Origin of the sequence: Blautia sp. AF26-2, from assembly GCF_003460955.1 — a bacterium.
Classification (GTDB): domain Bacteria; phylum Bacillota; class Clostridia; order Lachnospirales; family Lachnospiraceae; genus Fusicatenibacter; species Fusicatenibacter saccharivorans.
The window spans coordinates 1,183-17,519 of sequence record NZ_QTWD01000021.1 but is presented as its reverse complement, the minus strand read 5'-3'; the positions used below and the strand labels follow the sequence as shown (position 1 = coordinate 17,519).

The 16,337-nt window shown below is 44.1% G+C and carries 12 protein-coding genes and 2 pseudogenes; 6 read left to right on the top strand and 8 right to left on the bottom strand.

Translation table 11 applies throughout. The features are described 5' to 3' along the window. A pseudogene (locus DWY63_RS17645) lies at positions 1-219 on the top strand (TMEM165/GDT1 family protein); the annotation flags it as partial. Between the two features lie 12 nt (positions 220-231). Here DWY63_RS17645 and DWY63_RS19000 read toward each other — a convergent pair. The 4 genes from DWY63_RS19000 to DWY63_RS17625 form a co-directional block, all read right to left on the bottom strand. Then, a complete protein-coding gene (locus DWY63_RS19000; protein ID WP_334294741.1) occupies positions 232-474 on the bottom strand; it encodes a hypothetical protein in 243 nt (80 codons plus the stop codon). 180 nt (positions 475-654) lie between these two features. Then, complete coding sequence (locus tag DWY63_RS17635) at positions 655-1,794, bottom strand: DUF4097 family beta strand repeat-containing protein (RefSeq protein WP_117802743.1); 1,140 nt, start codon at positions 1,792-1,794, stop codon at positions 655-657. A 109-nt stretch (positions 1,795-1,903) separates the two neighbouring features. Next, positions 1,904-2,215: a PadR family transcriptional regulator gene (locus tag DWY63_RS17630; RefSeq protein WP_117802742.1), complete on the bottom strand. Its 312-nt coding sequence runs from the start codon at positions 2,213-2,215 to the stop codon at positions 1,904-1,906. A 189-nt stretch (positions 2,216-2,404) separates the two neighbouring features. After that, complete coding sequence (locus DWY63_RS17625; RefSeq protein WP_117802741.1) at positions 2,405-4,681, bottom strand: alpha-L-rhamnosidase; 2,277 nt, start codon at positions 4,679-4,681, stop codon at positions 2,405-2,407. Positions 4,682-5,083: 402 nt separating this feature from the next. Between DWY63_RS17625 and DWY63_RS17615 the strand changes: the two genes are divergently transcribed. Further along, complete coding sequence (locus DWY63_RS17615; RefSeq protein ID WP_117802739.1) at positions 5,084-6,805, top strand: sensor histidine kinase; 1,722 nt, start codon at positions 5,084-5,086, stop codon at positions 6,803-6,805. 1 nt (position 6,806) lies between these two features. Beyond that, positions 6,807-7,583 carry a response regulator transcription factor gene (locus DWY63_RS17610; protein WP_117802738.1) on the top strand — a complete coding sequence of 259 codons (777 nt, stop codon included), beginning with the start codon at positions 6,807-6,809 and terminating at the stop codon, positions 7,581-7,583. 156 nt (positions 7,584-7,739) lie between these two features. Here DWY63_RS17610 and DWY63_RS17605 read toward each other — a convergent pair whose 3' ends face one another. The 4 genes from DWY63_RS17605 to DWY63_RS17590 all read right to left on the bottom strand — a co-directional run bounded on the left by DWY63_RS17605 (position 7,740) and on the right by DWY63_RS17590 (position 12,438). Then, entirely contained in the window at positions 7,740-8,933 is a 1,194-nt protein-coding gene (locus DWY63_RS17605; RefSeq protein WP_117802737.1) for a serine hydrolase domain-containing protein, read from the bottom strand. Further along, on the bottom strand, positions 8,933-9,826 hold the full coding sequence (locus DWY63_RS17600) for a carbohydrate ABC transporter permease (RefSeq protein ID WP_117802736.1): 894 nt from the start codon (positions 9,824-9,826) through the stop codon (positions 8,933-8,935). The genes DWY63_RS17605 and DWY63_RS17600 overlap by 1 nt, the downstream gene beginning before the upstream one ends. Positions 9,827-9,843: 17 nt before the next feature. Beyond that, complete coding sequence (locus tag DWY63_RS17595) at positions 9,844-10,764, bottom strand: ABC transporter permease (protein ID WP_117802735.1); 921 nt, start codon at positions 10,762-10,764, stop codon at positions 9,844-9,846. A 75-nt stretch (positions 10,765-10,839) separates the two neighbouring features. After that, positions 10,840-12,438 carry an ABC transporter substrate-binding protein gene (locus DWY63_RS17590; RefSeq protein WP_117802734.1) on the bottom strand — a complete coding sequence of 533 codons (1,599 nt, stop codon included), beginning with the start codon at positions 12,436-12,438 and terminating at the stop codon, positions 10,840-10,842. 228 nt (positions 12,439-12,666) lie between these two features. Here DWY63_RS17590 and DWY63_RS17585 point away from each other — a divergent pair, with 228 nt between their 5' ends. The 3 genes and pseudogenes from DWY63_RS17585 (at position 12,667) to DWY63_RS17575 (ending at position 15,969) form a co-directional block, all read left to right on the top strand. Continuing rightward, positions 12,667-13,734 (top strand): family 43 glycosylhydrolase, encoded by a 1,068-nt coding sequence (locus tag DWY63_RS17585; protein ID WP_117802733.1) that lies wholly within the window; start codon positions 12,667-12,669, stop codon positions 13,732-13,734. Between the two features lie 385 nt (positions 13,735-14,119). Further along, positions 14,120-14,353 (top strand): annotated as a pseudogene (locus DWY63_RS17580) (alpha/beta hydrolase); the annotation flags it as partial. A gap of 167 nt (positions 14,354-14,520) precedes the next feature. Next, the gene (locus tag DWY63_RS17575; protein ID WP_117802731.1) at positions 14,521-15,969 is read left to right on the top strand and encodes an ATP-binding protein; all 1,449 of its coding nucleotides are present in this window, start codon (positions 14,521-14,523) and stop codon (positions 15,967-15,969) included. The last annotated feature ends 368 nt before the right edge of the window (positions 15,970-16,337 follow it).

The following is a 16,337-nucleotide window of genomic DNA, read 5'->3' as shown; positions in this document are numbered from 1 at the left end:
TACCTCTTAAAGAGCAAGACACCGGATGGGCTGCTGAATACACTGGCATTTGTCATTTTCTCTGTCTTTGGTGTGTACACCCTTTACCAGGGACTGAAATTAATCAGCGCCAGCGTCTGTCCAATCCCGGTATGGCCGGTACTGATTGCTGCAGCGGTTGTTTTTGCTGTTTTATGCGTCTGTCTTTTCCGAAAAAGAGAGAAGAAGAAAGCGAAATAAAGCTATCCTTTGCTATTTTACTCGATGAATGGGATTGTCTGTTCCGGGAATATCAGCAGGATCAGAATGCCCAGAAAACCAGAGTTTTCCTTCCTTGTAATGTTTCCGGCAGAGTGCCACATAGCTTTCGTTGGAACTGAGCATGATCTGGGCACCTTCGCGCACGATTTTTCCGTTGGCATAACGGGTGTTGCACTGTGCGCGTTTTCCACACCAGCAGACAGACCGATGCGGGAACGAGTCTGTGCTCGCCATCGCGGTTATCGGTTCTAGGTTTCAACAGTACGGCATATTGTCCCCGTTCCTCATAATTATAACGCACCATCAGAATATTGGCAGATTTCGAGCTGCCCATTGCGCCGTAGCGAAAATATAATTTTGCCATTTTTGAACCTCTTTAAGAAAAATTTTTGAATTTACAATGCGGGATAAAAATCAATCCTTATCCGGCTGATCGGAAAGTGTAACATTCCCGTTCACAGTACTTGCCTGGATCGTGCGTGAGGAAACATCACTTTTCTGGGTAAAGTGCCTGGAAAAAGAAGAAGTCTTTCCGTTTTCTGTAAGACGAATCTTTCCTGTTACCGTCGATGCAGAAACAGCGGTACCGGATAGATCATGTGGAAGATACAGTTTTACCGACCCATTGACCGATTTGGCCTGCAGGGATTCTTTGCATGTTCCTTCGAACAGGACGGTGCCGTTGACTCCGTTTAAAACAGCGCGGGAGCAGCTGGCAGATGCCTGCAGTTTTCCGTTTGTGGCGGAAGCCTCGAGGCTGTCGGCCTGTACGTCTGTAAGAACCAGTTTCCCATTGGCTGCCTGCAAATGGCAGTCGGATACGGTAAGAGAATTGCAGACCAGCTTTCCGTTTGTGGAAAAAATTTCCAGTTTTTCCAGTGAAAGATGATTCAGCTCGGCTCCGCCATTTACAGAACGCAGCGTAATCTGCTGAACCGTGGATGGTACCTGAAAGATGAATTTTTCTGTTTTCTGGCCGGTATAGAAAAAGTGTTTCCAGAATACAGCAGCAGAAATTTTCTTTTCGCGTAAATAGAAAGTATTGCCATCGACGCCAACTTCAAACCGGTCTGGATCCAGTTCTCTGGTACAGTCAAAAGAAACACAGGCGGAAGTGCCTGGAATAAAAGAAGCAGAGGCATTTCGCAGAACGATTTCCATGCGGGTGATGGAAGCAGCGGGATCCGAAGGATAGGAATACTGCGGCTCCTGCGAGAGCTGTGCATTGATATCCGGCAGAGCGGAACTGGATTGGGATGCAGATCCGGTGGATGTGGAGGTTGAAAGATGTCCTTCTGCATTCGAAGTTTTTGCTTCGGTGCGGGCGACTGGCTGTTCTGTCGTGGCATATTCCTGGCGGAAAAATGTGAGAACATCGTTTACATCGCCGAGTTCAGCGCAGATTTCTTCGTCGGAAAGTCCCTGGCTGCGGGCATCCGCAAAGTGGGATTCAAAATCATGGATAATTTCATCGGCCAGTGCGGAATCAAAAGATTCCAGGCCTTTTTTTAATGCATGCATGTAGGATTCGTAAGTGGTTGTATTGAATGACATAAAATATAACACGCTCCTTTTCAAAAAAAATTTTGGTATGCTGTATGTTTGGAGACTTTTTCTATTTTCCTGCGGAAACACACAAATATATGGTTGGTTCTATAAAATTTTAGCAGTCAGATAATAACCGGTTGACCTGTCCGATAAAGTCAAGCCATTCCTGCTTTTTCTCCTGCTGATAAAGTTTACCAGCATCAGTAAGGTGATAATATTTCCGCGCCGGGCCAGAGGCAGATTCCAGCAGATAGGTTTCAACGTAACCGGCTTCTTTCAGGCGCTTCAGAATCATGTAGAGCGTGCCGGCGGCGATGGACATTTCCTGCGAAATCGCATCAGTCAGCTCGTAGCCGTATTTGTCTTTACAGGTAAGCTGGGAGAGAACGCAGAGCTCGAGGACTCCTTTTTTTAGCTGTGGATTCATAAGAATACCTCCTTGTTGAGTAGATCATAACACAGGCTATATCATAATGCAATATAGTGGAGAAAAAAATTTAACAGACAGTGGCTGTTTTTGTGGGGATTCTTATAAAAAATATGAAACGGGATAGGCTGTCATATAATCTGAAAGCCTATCCCGTTTCGTACCGTAAAGCTTAAAGTTCAACACATTTCAGGCGATGGTATAATCTCCGCCTTCATATTCCCGAACCACTCCATCCGGGCAGGTTACAATGGCGCGTGTCTGTTCCGGCACATGGAATTTCATGATATAGCCATGTGCAGCTGCGGAATCTTTTTCCCAGCGGCAGGTGATGGTTCCATATGGGCAGGTGTGCGAAACTTCGGCAAACTCGAGCTGTTCGCCGATTACAGGAGCAAAACGGAATGTCTTGTAGCCCGGATCTGCCATGGAAAGGCCGCCGACGCGGGTGTACAGCCAGTTACCGACAGCACCGTAGGCATAATGGTTGAAAGATACCATATCTTTCGGGCCGTCATCGGAGTTGTTGACGGTTCCGTCCGGGCACAGAGAATCCCACCGCTCCCAGGAAGAAGTAGCGCCACAGCTGACCGGATAGAGCCAGGACGGGCAGGTATCCTGGAACAGCAGATCGTAGGCTTCCTGTGTTTTGCCTTCATCGGAAAGTGCAGCAAGAAGTTCTGCGGTTCCGACAAAGCCGGTTCCCAGATGATTGTCGCGGGCTTTGATGTCATCCAGAAGATCCTGTAAAGCGCGCGGGCGCTGCTCCGGAAGCAGCAGGCCGAAACGCAGGGCAAGTGCGTAGATACTCTGGAAACCATCGGTGATATGTCCATCCGGTTCTACAAAGTTGTCGCGGAATGCCTGACAGATGGTCTGGAACAGGGCATCGTAGGCAGCAGCATCTTCGGTTTTTCCAAGAATTGCGGCAGCTTCGCTGACAATATGTGCGGAGTTGGCAAAGTATGCGGTGGAAGTCCATTTTGCGGAAGCTGTCCAGCCGTGCATATCTTTGCCCGGAGCCAGCCAGTCGCCCAGCTGCATGCCATGTTTCCAGATGTAGCGTGGGCTGTCTTCCTCCACAATATCAGCTAATCGTTTTTCGGTATCGACCCATGCTTTCATACTTTCGTACTGCTGTTCCAGAACGGAAACGTCACCGGAAGACTGATAAACAGCCCACGGAACCAGCGTTGCGGCATCGCCCCAGAGGGCATCGCACTGATCGTAAATTTCTGCCCAGAAAGTAGAAGTACGGTCATAGATAAAGTTGTTGCTCGGGCAGATCCACGGAACGACACCGACTTCTTTCTGTACAATCGCAAGGTCACCCAGCCATTTTTTCATGAACTGCGTGATGTCCATATTAAAGGCAGCGGTCGGAGCAAAAGCGGCGATATCGCCGGTCCATCCGCAGCGCTCGTCTCTCTGCGGGCAGTCGGTCGGGATGTCGATAAAGTTTGCTTTTAAGCTTGTGACAATATTGCGCTGGAGTTGGTTGATCCGTTCGGCGGAGCAGGTGAAAGAGCCAATCATTTCCATATCGGAGTAGATTTCATAAGCACAGATATTTTCTTCGGTCACATCTATGCCTTCTACGGAAATATACTGGAATCCCATGTAGCAGAATTCCGGCAGATATTCGTTGACGCCTTCTTTGCAGGTGTAAACGAGAGTCTGTTTCGCCGTGCGGAGATTGCCGGTGTACAGCTTGCCGTCCTGTACCAGCTCGCCATGGTGAATGACAATCTGCTGTCCCTCTTTTGCAGTAAGAGGTCCAATCTTTACAATACCGGCCAGGTTCCGGCCAAAATCGATCAGCGTGATGCCATCGCGGTCTTTGAAAATTCGTTTTGGCTTTACCTGTTCGTGCAGCCGAACCGGCACGCCCTGCATCGGAACGATCTGCGGTGGCACTTTGCCGGTATATTCGGAAGCAGGCACAAACGAATCCGCGGGGATTTTGTTTTCCAGCCGGGCATCGTACACTTCACCATCGAAAAAGCCCGCATGGCGGCGTGGTCCTTCGGTTGTTACTTCGAAAGAAGTATCGGTTGGGATGATCTGCTCACTGCCATCTGTAAGGGTAACATGAAGTTCTGCCAGAAGCGCACGTTTTTCGCCATAGCGGTTTTCCATATTGCAGAGTCCCAGCCGGCCGGCATACCATCCGTCGGCAAGCTCGGCTGTCAGTACAAAGTTGCTTTTTCCGGAAAGAAGAGAAGTAACATCATATTCCTGGTATTGCAGCCGCTGGCTGTATTCGGTGTATCCAGGAGCAAAGTAGGTGTCTGAAATTTTGTGATTGTCTGCAAAGATACTGTATACGCCAAGCGCGGTGGCGTACAGTACAGCACTTTTTACGTTTGCCGGTAAAGTGACCTGTTTGCGGAAAAGATACGGTGCTACTTCGCTGTCCCGGTCAATCTTTGCCGGGCCGGTGATCCATTTTGCTGTAAAATCCATTTGTAAAAACCTCCCACAGTTTATTTTTGTTGGTTCCTCTCATTATATCGTGAATGCTTCAGTCCGCAGTGCATGTCCGAAAAATCATAGGTTTTCCGGACTGACGGGCATTCGCCCTATCCCCTGAAAGTAAAATACAAAGATGCCTGCAAGCAGTCATTTTGTATTCTATTTTCAGGGGCACTGCTCATTGCATATACGCATTATATCATATCAGAAAGTTCATTGTTAAGGTGGAGAAAGAGGTTTGGACAAAAAAGTGTAATGGCAGGTCAAAAGATTATATGCGAATTGCAGGAGAGAATCTGCTATACTATAAACTGGAGATGGTAGACGTATCTGCTGCTCATCATCGAAAAAACGTGAGCGGCTATTTATGGCAAATCAAGGAGGGGAAACATTTTGATAAAAAAGAAGAAAAAACATTTTAATTTTTCAATCCAGATGATTGTTTTTGGAATTCTGATTATTACCATTTTACCGATGAATCTGTTGTATATCCATGCGGCCAGGCAGTCGGTGAAGGCGCTGAACGTGCAGGCGGAGACTTCTGTTCAGAATCTTCTGGCACTGATTGGCACAGACATTTCGGAGCGTATCACACAGACCAACCGGTATATGGGTGAGGTAGTGTCAAATAATGCATACTATACGGCACTCCCACAGCAAGAGTCGTGGGATGAATATCAGCTGAACAAGTTTTTCCTTGGACAGAATCTGATCGATAATACAACCGTATCCACCGCCGCAGATACCTATTTTGTATTTTCAAAAACAAAAGCGGACTATCTGATTGCCCGTCCGGGAAGACTGGCCAATCAGCTGTCCTATGAGAGTCTGAAAAATTTTATTACAGAATATGTAAGCAACAACAAGGCATCCTCCTGGCATCTGATTTGGATTGATGAAAAGCCGTTTCTTATGTGCTGCCACTATGCAAAGGAAACTTATTTTGGCGGACTGATTGGGCTTTCAAATCAGAAAAAAATACTGCTGAAAGGTTTAACGTATGAATCGGCCAGGATTTCTTTTGAAGAAGATCCCAAAGGCAGAAGTTCGGGAAAGGAAGCAGCGGAAGTACTTCCGGATAAAAATATTGTATGTGTTTCCAAACAAATCCCGGTTTGCCCAAAGTTTTTTATGGTATGTGAGGTTTCGGAAGCGGATGTTATCCAGGACCTGGCTTTCCTCCAGAGATACAGTTATTCCATTGCACTTGGATATCTGATCCTGATTCCTGTTTTATTACTTGTGCTTGGTATCCTGCTTTTGAATCCACTCAAAATTCTGCTTGCGGCAATCCCGGAAATCGGAAAAGGAAATACGTCTTACCGGATCGGAAACCATCACGTTGCCCGCGAGTACCGGCAGATCTACGAAACCTTTGACCATACGCTCGATGAAATGCAGGAACTGAGAATCCAGAACTATGAAATTGAACTGAAAAAACAGAAGGCAGAACTTGAGACAAAACAGATGGCACTGGAGAAGCAGCAGGTAGAACTTCAAAATCTCCAGCTGATGATCCGGCCGCACTTTCTGCAGAATACGCTAGGTCTTTTGTATTCTTTAAGTCAGATGGAGGAAACGGAATCTCTTGGAGAGACGATTTTATATCTTTCCGATTATTTCCGTCATATCTACCGGTCCGAAGATCTGATTCCTTTTTCCACAGAACTTACTCTGATTGAAGGATATCTGGCGATGGCTGAAATTCAGTTTCCGGAAAGCTTTGAGATCGATTATCAGATTGATCCGGAGCTGGAAGAAGTAAAAGTTCCGCCACTGCTGATCCATAATTTTATCGAAAACGTTATTTCACATGCTTCGCGAAAAGGCGATTATCTGATGATTGAACTGCGCTTAAGGCGGGAGGGCGATCTGGCCGTTTTTGAGATTAAAGATAATGGTATCGGAATCCCAGTTGGAAAGCTGGAAGAAATTAACCAGGGACATCCGATCCGGGACAAGAAACGGATGCACGTAGGCATTTATAATTCCTGGAAAAGGCTGGAAATCCTGTATGGGGGAAAAGCTTCCCTGCATTACGATTCTGCTTTGTTTGAGGGGACAACGGTTACGGTAAAAATTCCGATACCAGAAGAGCAACAGGAGGAAAAATAAAATGACACTTTTAATTGTAAATGATGTAGAGATGACGATTAAATTTCTGACAACAAAAATTGACTGGAAAAAATATGGCATTTTCCGGCTTTTTACAGCCTACAATGCAGATGAGGCCAAGGAGATCTTCCGGGATCAGGAGATCGATATCATTCTCTGCGATATCGAGATGCCGGGAGAAAATGGAATTTCTCTGATTCGTTGGGTTCGTTCCCAGAATTTTTCTACTGAGATTATTTTTCTGACCTGTCATGCAAATTTTGATTATATTCAGGAGGCGCTGCACCTGGATTGTCAGGACTATGTACTGTTTCCACAGCCGGCAAATAAAATAGGAGAAGCAGTTCAAAAAGCGGTTGAGCGCCGTCAGAAGAAATACGAGTCCATGCAGTTGGAGGAATATGGAAGACACTGGCTGGATGTCCATCAAAAGAGTGCACAGGAGCAGGGAGCCGACAGCGGCAGTATGGTGGATGCTACCGTGTCGTATATTCTGGAAAATATTTCTTCACCGGAACTTTCCGTCAACAACATTGCACTGCAGAATCATGTCAGCCTGAGCTATCTTAGCAGACTGTTCCGGAAACAAAAAGGAGTTACGATCAGCCACTTTATTATCGATGAGAGAATGAAACTGGCGGGAAAACTTTTGCAGAGCGGAGACGCAACGATTAATCTTGTGGCACTGGAAGTGGGCTATACCAACTATCCTTATTTTACTAGTGCGTTTAAAAAATATTATGGCGTGACACCTTCTGAATACCGGGATTCTTTTTAAATAAATCGAAGAAGTTCCCTGTTTCAACTGCGAATATCTTTTGATATAAAATAAGATCGCCCCGAACTGCTATAAGCGTAGCGCGAGCAGTTCGGGGCGATCTGTTTAGAACAATGTCTGATGATAAAAAAGAATCATATGTTGTTTTTGCTATTTTTAGTTTTCTCCGAATGTATCAAAAACTAATTCTTCTACTTTTCTTGCAATTGGTGATGCAGCACCACCGATATCTAGTCGGTTCATTCCGAAGGTTGCGGATATTCCACTTGCCGGATGAATAAACATATGGGTTCCGTATGCGCCACTCCATCCATAAGTGCCGGCACCGGCATGTGCACCCAGCAATTCGGGATGACTGAATACCACCATTCCGAGTCCCCAATGAATGCCTGGTTGAAATTCAAGTAAATGTTCACCGGTTTCTTCATAGATTCTTCGAACAGTTTCTTCTTTTAAAATTCTTGCTCCATGGAATGAGCCTCCGTTTGATAACATGGTGGTAAATTTGTCATAATCTTCCACACTTCCAATCAATCCTGCAGCGCCGGAATAATATCCTGCTTTAGACTCCCTGAGAAATTCGTTTTGTTCTTCTGGCACATAGACGAGCTTTTCGTGTTCTCTTTTATACAGAGAGGAAAAACGCATCTGTTGGGCGTTGTTCATACGAAATGTAATGTCGTGAATTTCCAGTGGATCAAAAATTTTTTTGTTTAAAAAGTCTGAGAATTCCCGGTTGCTGACAATTTCCACAATCCGTCCAAGAATTTCCATGTTTGCGAAAGGACTATAACCGGTGGCTTCGCCAGGTTGAAAATCTAAAGGACAGTTTTTCCATTTTTCTATGCGTGTGGAAAGGGTGTCGCCGTATTTGTTCACTTTTTCCATATAGTGTTGACTGATTCCGCCCATTCCAAGGCCGGAACTGTGTGTAAGAAGATCGCGGATAGTTAATTTTCTTTTTGCAGGAACATAATGCATAACATCCATCAGTTGATCCAGGGTCATATCCGCTGGATATTTTTGAGATGGTTTGTAGCTGCCATCACTTTCTACTTCTATTTTACACACTTTATCATTTACAAAACCCGGAATGTAAGTATCAATCGTATCTTCCAGAGAAAGTTTTCCCTGTTCTTCCAACATCAAAATTGCCACGGATGTGATGGGTTTTGTCATAGAACACAGAGAATACATGGTATTGTATTCTGTTGGTTTCTGGGAGGCGATATCCATGTATCCCCATTTGTTCCGATAAATTTCGTTCCCTCTTTTTCGAACAATGAGGACACCGCCTGCCATTTCATTTGTATCAACTAATTGTTGCAGTTCTTTTGCAATTTTATCCATTATTCTTTTACACCTCCAAGAGTAATACCTTTTACAAAATATTTCTGGAAGAATGGATAAGCCAGAATGATTGGGAGAATTCCGACTACAGCGATTGCCATACGCACGGTTGTGGTAGGAAGCTGTGCACCGGAAAGACCGGAGATATCGGAGTTCTGATTCAAAAACTGAATACTGTCATTGATACTGTTCAAAACCATCTGAATCGTATAGTAATTCCGTCCGTTTCTGGCGGTCAGATAGTAAAGACCATTGGTCCAGTCGTTCCAGTAAGCAATGGCGGTCATCAGGCCGATAGTTGCAACAATCGGAACCGACAGTGGAAGAACAACCGAGCGGTAAATTTTGAATTCGTTGGCACCATCGATACGGGCTGCTTCAATCAGAGATGGCGGAACACTGTTCATAAAGTAATTCTTTACCAGAATAACATTAAACGCGTTCATCATCAGGTTCGGGAAGATCATGGCCCAGAGGGTATCTCTTACGTGGAACAGGGATACCCAGCAGTAATAGGAAGCAACGATACCACCGGAAAACAGCATAGTGAAGATGCATAAGAAATTCAAAAGTCCGCGGAAAGGAAGACCTTTTGTCGCAAGCGCGTAAGCAAATCCGGTTGTGATCAGAACACTGATGATGGTTCCGACAACGGTTGTGATGATCGTCATCAGATAAGCATGACCGATGGTAGTCCACTGATTAATGATGTACTGATAAGCTAATATGCTGAGCTTTTTCGGGAAAAAGGAAAAGCCGTTCGCGGTAGCCCAGGTATTATCCGTAATGGATGAGATAAAAAGCAAGAGAAACGGAAGCAGTGCCAGAATAGACAGGAGTGCCATGACGATTTCAGCAACTACTTTCCATGTTTTGTTGTCTGTATGTTTCATGATCGTACTCCTTTCTACTAAAACATTGCGTTTTCGCGGCTGACTTTACGTACAATCGCGTTCGTAACCATAACCATAAGAAATCCTACAATACTCTGGAAGACGCTGGCGGCAGAAGCCATGCCATAGTCGCTTCGCTGCATCAGGGCGTTGTATACATAGACATCAATCGTCTGTGTTGCATTATACAAAGCACCGGTATTTCTAGGAATCTGATAAAACAGACCAAAATCAGAAGCAAAAATTCTTCCGACAGAAAGAATCATCAGCGTGATGATAGTAGGTACCAGCTGTGGAATTGTAATGTGCTTGATCTGCTGCCATTTTGTGGCGCCGTCGAGCATGGCTGCCTCATAGTAGTCCTGGCTGATACCGACGATGCTGGCGAAATACACGATCATCGTATAACCATTGTTTTTCCAGTGATTGACAAAGGTCAGAATGAAAGGCCAGTATTTCGATTCACTGTACCAGTTAATGGGAGCAAGGCCCAGAGGTTTTAAAATGGAGTTGTTAAACATACCGGTATCTGCGGATAAAAAGGCGAAAACCAGATAGCTGACAACAACCCAGCTCATCAGATAAGGCAAAAGAATCACACTCTGGTAAAAACGTGCGCGGAAACGGTTGGTGATTTCATTCAGTAAAATAGCACTTGCAATGGCAAGAACATGACCAAGAATCAGCCAGAGTACATTGTAGCAGATGGTGTTCCGGATCATGGTGAATGCAGCACTGCTCTTAAAAAGAAATTCGAAGTTTTTCAGACCGCACCATGGACTGGCAAGGATACCTTTGGCAAAATTCAGCTTTTTAAAGGCAATGACGATGCCAAACATGGGAAGATAGTTGTTACAGATCATGTATAGGATTCCTGGAAGAGCCAGCAGATAGATGGGCAGATACTGCTTCCAGCGGATTTTTTTCTTTTTTGTCATAGGGAGTCATTCTCCTTTTTTTCCATCAGGCCTGTGAATTTCTCCACAGGCCTGTAAAATATACAATAGGTAGATTTATTTTGCTGCTCTCCATGCATCAAACTGTTTCTGGTTTTCTGCAATAACATCATTGATGCCGGCAGTTTCAAGATCCTGAATAAACTGTGGAAGATAGGTGTCCGGATTTGCTGCACCGGCGCTGATGGTTGGTGTGTACTGTTTTACAACTGCGGATACCGCAGAGTAAGCGGAAGAAATATCGTCGGTGATTTCAAAGGAGTAACCAAGTGCAGGAGATGCAGCAGTAATGCTGTCATTAAAGTCACGTAACTGCTGATTGAAATCTATGGTGTTTGGCTCCCAGATAGACCAGGTCAGACGGTCTCCATATACACCGGCATAGCAGTAGTAAGGAGCGCTGGCAGCATCAATGCCGTCGACAAATTTTACGACACGGTCCGTGCCGTTGTCTTCTACAACCTGATATGTTTCACCCTCAAGACCGAACATCAGAGTATCATCAATATCGTTATCTCCGTACAGAAGATTTAAAAACTCAAAAGCTTTCTGTGGATTCTCTGAAGTGGTAGGAATACTCCAAAGAACGCTCTGACTTGTTTTTTTGCATGGCTCTGCGAGGTGAATTTTTTTGAAATCATAGCCAACGTTTGCACCAATTCCTTCGGCACCGCCCGGTGTTGTCCAGTAGAATTCACCGAAGTAGTTGCCTGTTTTCAGCTGAACCTGTCCATCATCCGTATTGGAAGCTGCATCAGCCGGAATATAACCTTTCTGAGCCCAGTCATACATGGTCTTTGCGTAGTCTGCATAAGCATCGCTGCCATAAATATTTTCGATCGTTGTGTTATCATAACCGTCGGTCAGAAGCAGACCGCCGGAAGCGGTAGAAGCACCAAGCGTATCAACGGATCCGAAGAAGGAAGTATAAATGTCGGAGGTTGAGTTAATGTTTGCTACCATATAGAAACCATTTCCAACCTGCTGGGTTGCTGCAACAGTATCCATAATATCGGATAATTCATCCAGTGTATAAACTTTGGATTCATCAATCTCTACACCGGCTGCATCGAGCAGATCGGCTCTGGCAATAAAGCCATAGGATTCTGCCTGAATATAGGCACTGGAAACACCATAAAGCTGATTCTGATAAATACCATTGGAGAGAGCATCTCCAAGTTTCCGCTGGATATCGGCACCATATGTATCAACATATTCATCCATAGGAACGATCAGTCCCTGATCTACGAGAGTTCCGACTCCGGTACTAACGGATACGATCAGGTCTACTTTTTCGCCGGTAGAGATTGCCAGGGTATTTGCATTGCTCAAGTCATTCAGCTCAACCGGGTAAAGTTTTACAGTACAATTGATTTCCGGAACCGTAACTTCGTTGATGGCAGCTTCAATTTTCTGCAGATTTTCTTCTGTAGGAGTATTTCCGATTGCAGGCCATTCCAGAACGACCTCGTAAGGAGCTCCCTCGTCTGCCGTTGTCTGTGCAGCGGAAGAGGATGAAGTATTCTCTTTACTTGTGGTGGAAGCTGTATCGGTGGAAGAGGTACTGGAAGAAGTTGTGTTTGTGGAACCGCAGGCGGTCATTCCAAGTGCCATTACAGCGGCAAGCATCGTTGCTAGGGCTTTTTTCTTTTTCATTTTGTGATCTCCCTTTCAATTTTGTCAGATTACTGATTACAGTGTTGCATGGTCGCGACCCATTCAAGTAACCTTATCATAGCGGATAAACGAGAAAGAGAAAATAAAAAAATTTGTCTTGGACTTTCACTTTTTTGACCTGCGGTTTCAATATTCCGTAAGGGACTTTTTCTTCCGGCAAAAATCTGATATGTTTGTTTTAACACGAAAAACAAGGAGGATACGAACATGAGTTACAACAGTTTTCACCCAGGACAGGTCTGGCTGGATACCGAAGGAAAGAGAATCCAGGCCCACGGAGGTTCCGTTATTTTTATTGATGATACCTATTATTTCTATGGCGAGAACAAGGAAAAAACAGACGGAAAGAACGGAATCTGGCACTGGGGAGTAAAAGCATATTCGTCAAAAGATCTCTACAACTGGAAGGATGAAGGGATCATTATTCCGCCGGAACCGGAAGATGAAAATTCTTCCCTTCATCCAAGTGCGCAGATGGATCGTCCGCATATTATTTACAACAAAGCAACGAAAAAATATGTATGCTGGCTGAAGATCATGCATAAAGACGGCACACAGGATGAGACCGTTCTGACCGCAGACCGTTTTCTTGGCCCGTATACAAAAGTCCGCGAAGGTTTAAGACCACTGAATATGAGTGCCGGTGATTTTGATCTGGTTGTAGCACCGGATGGAAAGGCTTACTATATGTTCGAACGTGTACATTCGGAGACGATCATCGCGGATCTGACGGATGACTATACGGATGTGACCGGATACTACAGTACCCATTTCCCGCATCCGTATCCGCCGTATGTCCGGGAGGCAACGGCACACTTTATGCGGAACGGCAAACATTATCTGATTACATCGGGAACCACGGGATATCTTCCAAATCCATCGGAAGTTGCGGTTGCAGACACCTGGCATGGACCGTATACAGTACTGGGAAATCCGCACCCGGGAGATGAAACAGATACTTCTTATCATTCCCAGATTTCATCGGTATTTAAAGTACCGGGAAAGAAAGATCTCTACATTGCATGCGCAGACCGCTGGCTTCCAAATGCGATGGATAAGGATTATCATGTGTACAAAAAAATGTTTGAAGCTATTTTCATCGGGAAAAAGGAAGAGTTTGATTTTTCGAGCATGGGAGAGCCGGTGGTAGAAGAGACGCGGATCGCAGATTACGTCTGGTTACCGCTTCGTTTCGTAGAACCATGTGAGGAATATCCGAACGGAATGGTATTCGTTGACTGGAAGGATGAGTGGAGAATCGAAGACTACGAATAGAGACTTGCCTGTGAAATTTCGGAGAAGGCTGAGATGGGAAAGGGCTAGGTATAAGCATAAAAACAGTTTTAGGGAATGAATGGGGACACCCTCCGCTGCGCGAGACATCACGCAGCGGAGGGTGTTTTTTAATCAAATCAAGGAAGTCCCATGCCTTTATTGCGAAAAGTAATAAACAGTGGTTGGAGATTTGCTTGTATGATCTGATATAAGAAGAGTTCAGGATAGGGGCACAACTGGATGGAAAAATAAATGGTTTCAGGAACAACCTGTTACCGAAAGAAAATCACAGAAAAATATTTTTTCGAGAGATTCCGTGATATGCTATAAGATAAGTTTGCTGCTGAAAAAGTAGTAAATATTTATATGATCCTATGGCACGCAGGACGGTGTGCTGAACCGGGAATCCTATGAGAAAAACCGGAGTCATCTGCCGGAATATTTTACAGAGAAGATTCTGGAAGGCGGCTGCCATGGACAGTTTGGTAGTTACGGAGTACAAAAGGGAGACGGAACTCCCACGATCACGCAGCAGGAACAGGTAGAAGAGACGGTGGAAGATATTTTGGCGTTTGTTCAGGAAGATTGCGATATTACAGATCCATCTGGCCGGATGTGAAATCAAGAGTAACGTTTATAGTTTAGCAGAAAAAATTGTCAAGGAAATTGGTATTTTCAGAGCATGAGAATTTGACAGCTCCTTGCTTGATTTTTTTTCAGATTATGGATATAATAATATCAAATCACAATTTAGTAAATCACGATTTGATATATGGAGGTGATTCTGTGTTTATTGGGAGAGAAACAGAACTAAAATTTTTAAATGACAAATATGAGGAAAAAGGTGGGCAGCTTATTGTTCTGTATGGCAGGAGACGGGTAGGAAAAACCGAAACACTGCGGGAATTTTGTAAAGGAAAACCTCATGTTTTCTTTTCCTGTACCCAGACAACAGACCGGGTGCAGCTTCGTAATTTTTCGAACAGGATGCTTAGGGAAAATATTCCGGCAAAAAATTATATTTCTGAATTTGAGGATTGGGAAAAAGCATTTCGGGCAATTCTCGATCTTCCCTATGGTGATGCAAAAAAACTGATTGTAATTGATGAGTTTCCATACATGTGCAGGAGCAATAAGAGTATCCCGTCCATTTTACAGAATTTATGGGATACTGAAATGAAGAACAGTAATGCAATGGTTATTCTGTGCGGTAGTGCCATGAGTTTTATTGAAAAAGAATTGCTGGCAGAAAAGAATCCATTGTATGGCCGTGCCACGGGTATTTATAAAATGAAGGAAATGGGATTTTATGACGCAGCAAAATTTTTCCCTGATTACTCTGACCGGGACAAGATTTTTGCTTATGCGATACTTGGAGGCATTCCACATTATTTGCGCCAATGGAATCCACACCTGTCTGTAGACGAAAATATTAAACGAAATATTTTGACAAAGGGTTGTATTCTTTACAGTGAAGTAGATTTTTTGCTTCATCAGGAACTTCGGGAAACACCGATTTATAACTCGATTATCGAGGCGGTAGCACTTGGAAACACCAAATTAAATGATATCAGTCAAAAATCATTGGTGGAGGATTCTTCAAAAACCAGCGTTTATCTGAAAAATCTGATAGAACTTGGTATTGTAGAAAGAGAATTTTCTGTAGATGCTAAAGTGAAAGAGCAGGCAAACGTCAATAGAGGAACTTATCGACTGACGGACAACTTTTTCCGTTTTTGGTATGCTTTTGGTTTTTCTAATTTTTCACAGCTGGAAGATGGCGATGTAGAAGGGGTTTATGAATATGTTGTGCAGCCGGCACTTCATCAGTTTGCATCGTTTGCGTTTGAGGATGTTTGCAGGGAGTTTGTACGCCGGATGCAAAAGAAAAATGATTTGCCGTTTCGCTATGCCAAAATGGGGCGTTGGACAGGAAAAACAACGGTTCGTGATGAAAAAGTGTCAGCTGGTACGCGAATTACAGAAACGGAGATAGACCTTTTAGGAATAAGCAGGGATGCGAAAGAATATTTGGTTGGTGAATGCAAGTTTAAAGGAACACCGTTTTCCTATTCGGAGTATCTTGACACGCTGGCAAAACTTAAAACATTGAAAGAAAAAGCAAAATTTTACTATGCATTATTTTCTGAAAGTGGATTTGATGAAAAGATCATAGATGACGCCGCAGAAAATGATACAAAATTATATTCGCTGGAACAAATTGTTCGCTATTAACGATTTATAACTATAAATGAGCAAATTTGAAAAATTGCACAAAACTACGCCACGACCTTTACAAAGGAGTCAAAATCATTGCATTCCCTCGCACATTGATAGAGGGTGAGATATTTTTCTATCTGGATTATGTCACTGATCTTGTGATAACCTGTTTCAAAAGGACAGACTTCACCAGTTCCAACAACACACATATAGTGTGCAAATGATATAATCAACCAATATTTTCGGATTCCCTGCGCAGAACGAATTTGATAGTTGTCCAGCGCCAGCTTATCCTTACATTGGCGGAAAAACATGATGCTCGGTCACCTGGACGGCGTGATCTTAATTGGATTCTTTGCAGGTTACATTGTCTACATGGTTCA

Bases quoted from the DNA above. Each gene is read 5' to 3' on its own strand.
- DWY63_RS17585 (WP_117802733.1), top strand. From the start codon at position 12,667: ATGAGTTACAACAGTTTTCACCCAGGACAGGTCTGGCTGGATACCGAA.
- DWY63_RS17625 (WP_117802741.1), bottom strand. From the start codon at position 4,681: ATGGATTTTACAGCAAAATGGATCACCGGCCCGGCAAAGATTGACCGG.
- DWY63_RS17630 (WP_117802742.1), bottom strand. From the start codon at position 2,215: ATGAATCCACAGCTAAAAAAAGGAGTCCTCGAGCTCTGCGTTCTCTCC.
- DWY63_RS17595 (WP_117802735.1), bottom strand. From the start codon at position 10,764: ATGACAAAAAAGAAAAAAATCCGCTGGAAGCAGTATCTGCCCATCTAT.
- DWY63_RS17605 (WP_117802737.1), bottom strand. From the start codon at position 8,933: ATGGATAAAATTGCAAAAGAACTGCAACAATTAGTTGATACAAATGAA.
- DWY63_RS17635 (WP_117802743.1), bottom strand. From the start codon at position 1,794: ATGTCATTCAATACAACCACTTACGAATCCTACATGCATGCATTAAAA.
- DWY63_RS17610 (WP_117802738.1), top strand. From the start codon at position 6,807: ATGACACTTTTAATTGTAAATGATGTAGAGATGACGATTAAATTTCTG.
- DWY63_RS19000 (WP_334294741.1), bottom strand. From the start codon at position 474: ATGGCGAGCACAGACTCGTTCCCGCATCGGTCTGTCTGCTGGTGTGGA.
- DWY63_RS17600 (WP_117802736.1), bottom strand. From the start codon at position 9,826: ATGAAACATACAGACAACAAAACATGGAAAGTAGTTGCTGAAATCGTC.
- DWY63_RS17590 (WP_117802734.1), bottom strand. From the start codon at position 12,438: ATGAAAAAGAAAAAAGCCCTAGCAACGATGCTTGCCGCTGTAATGGCA.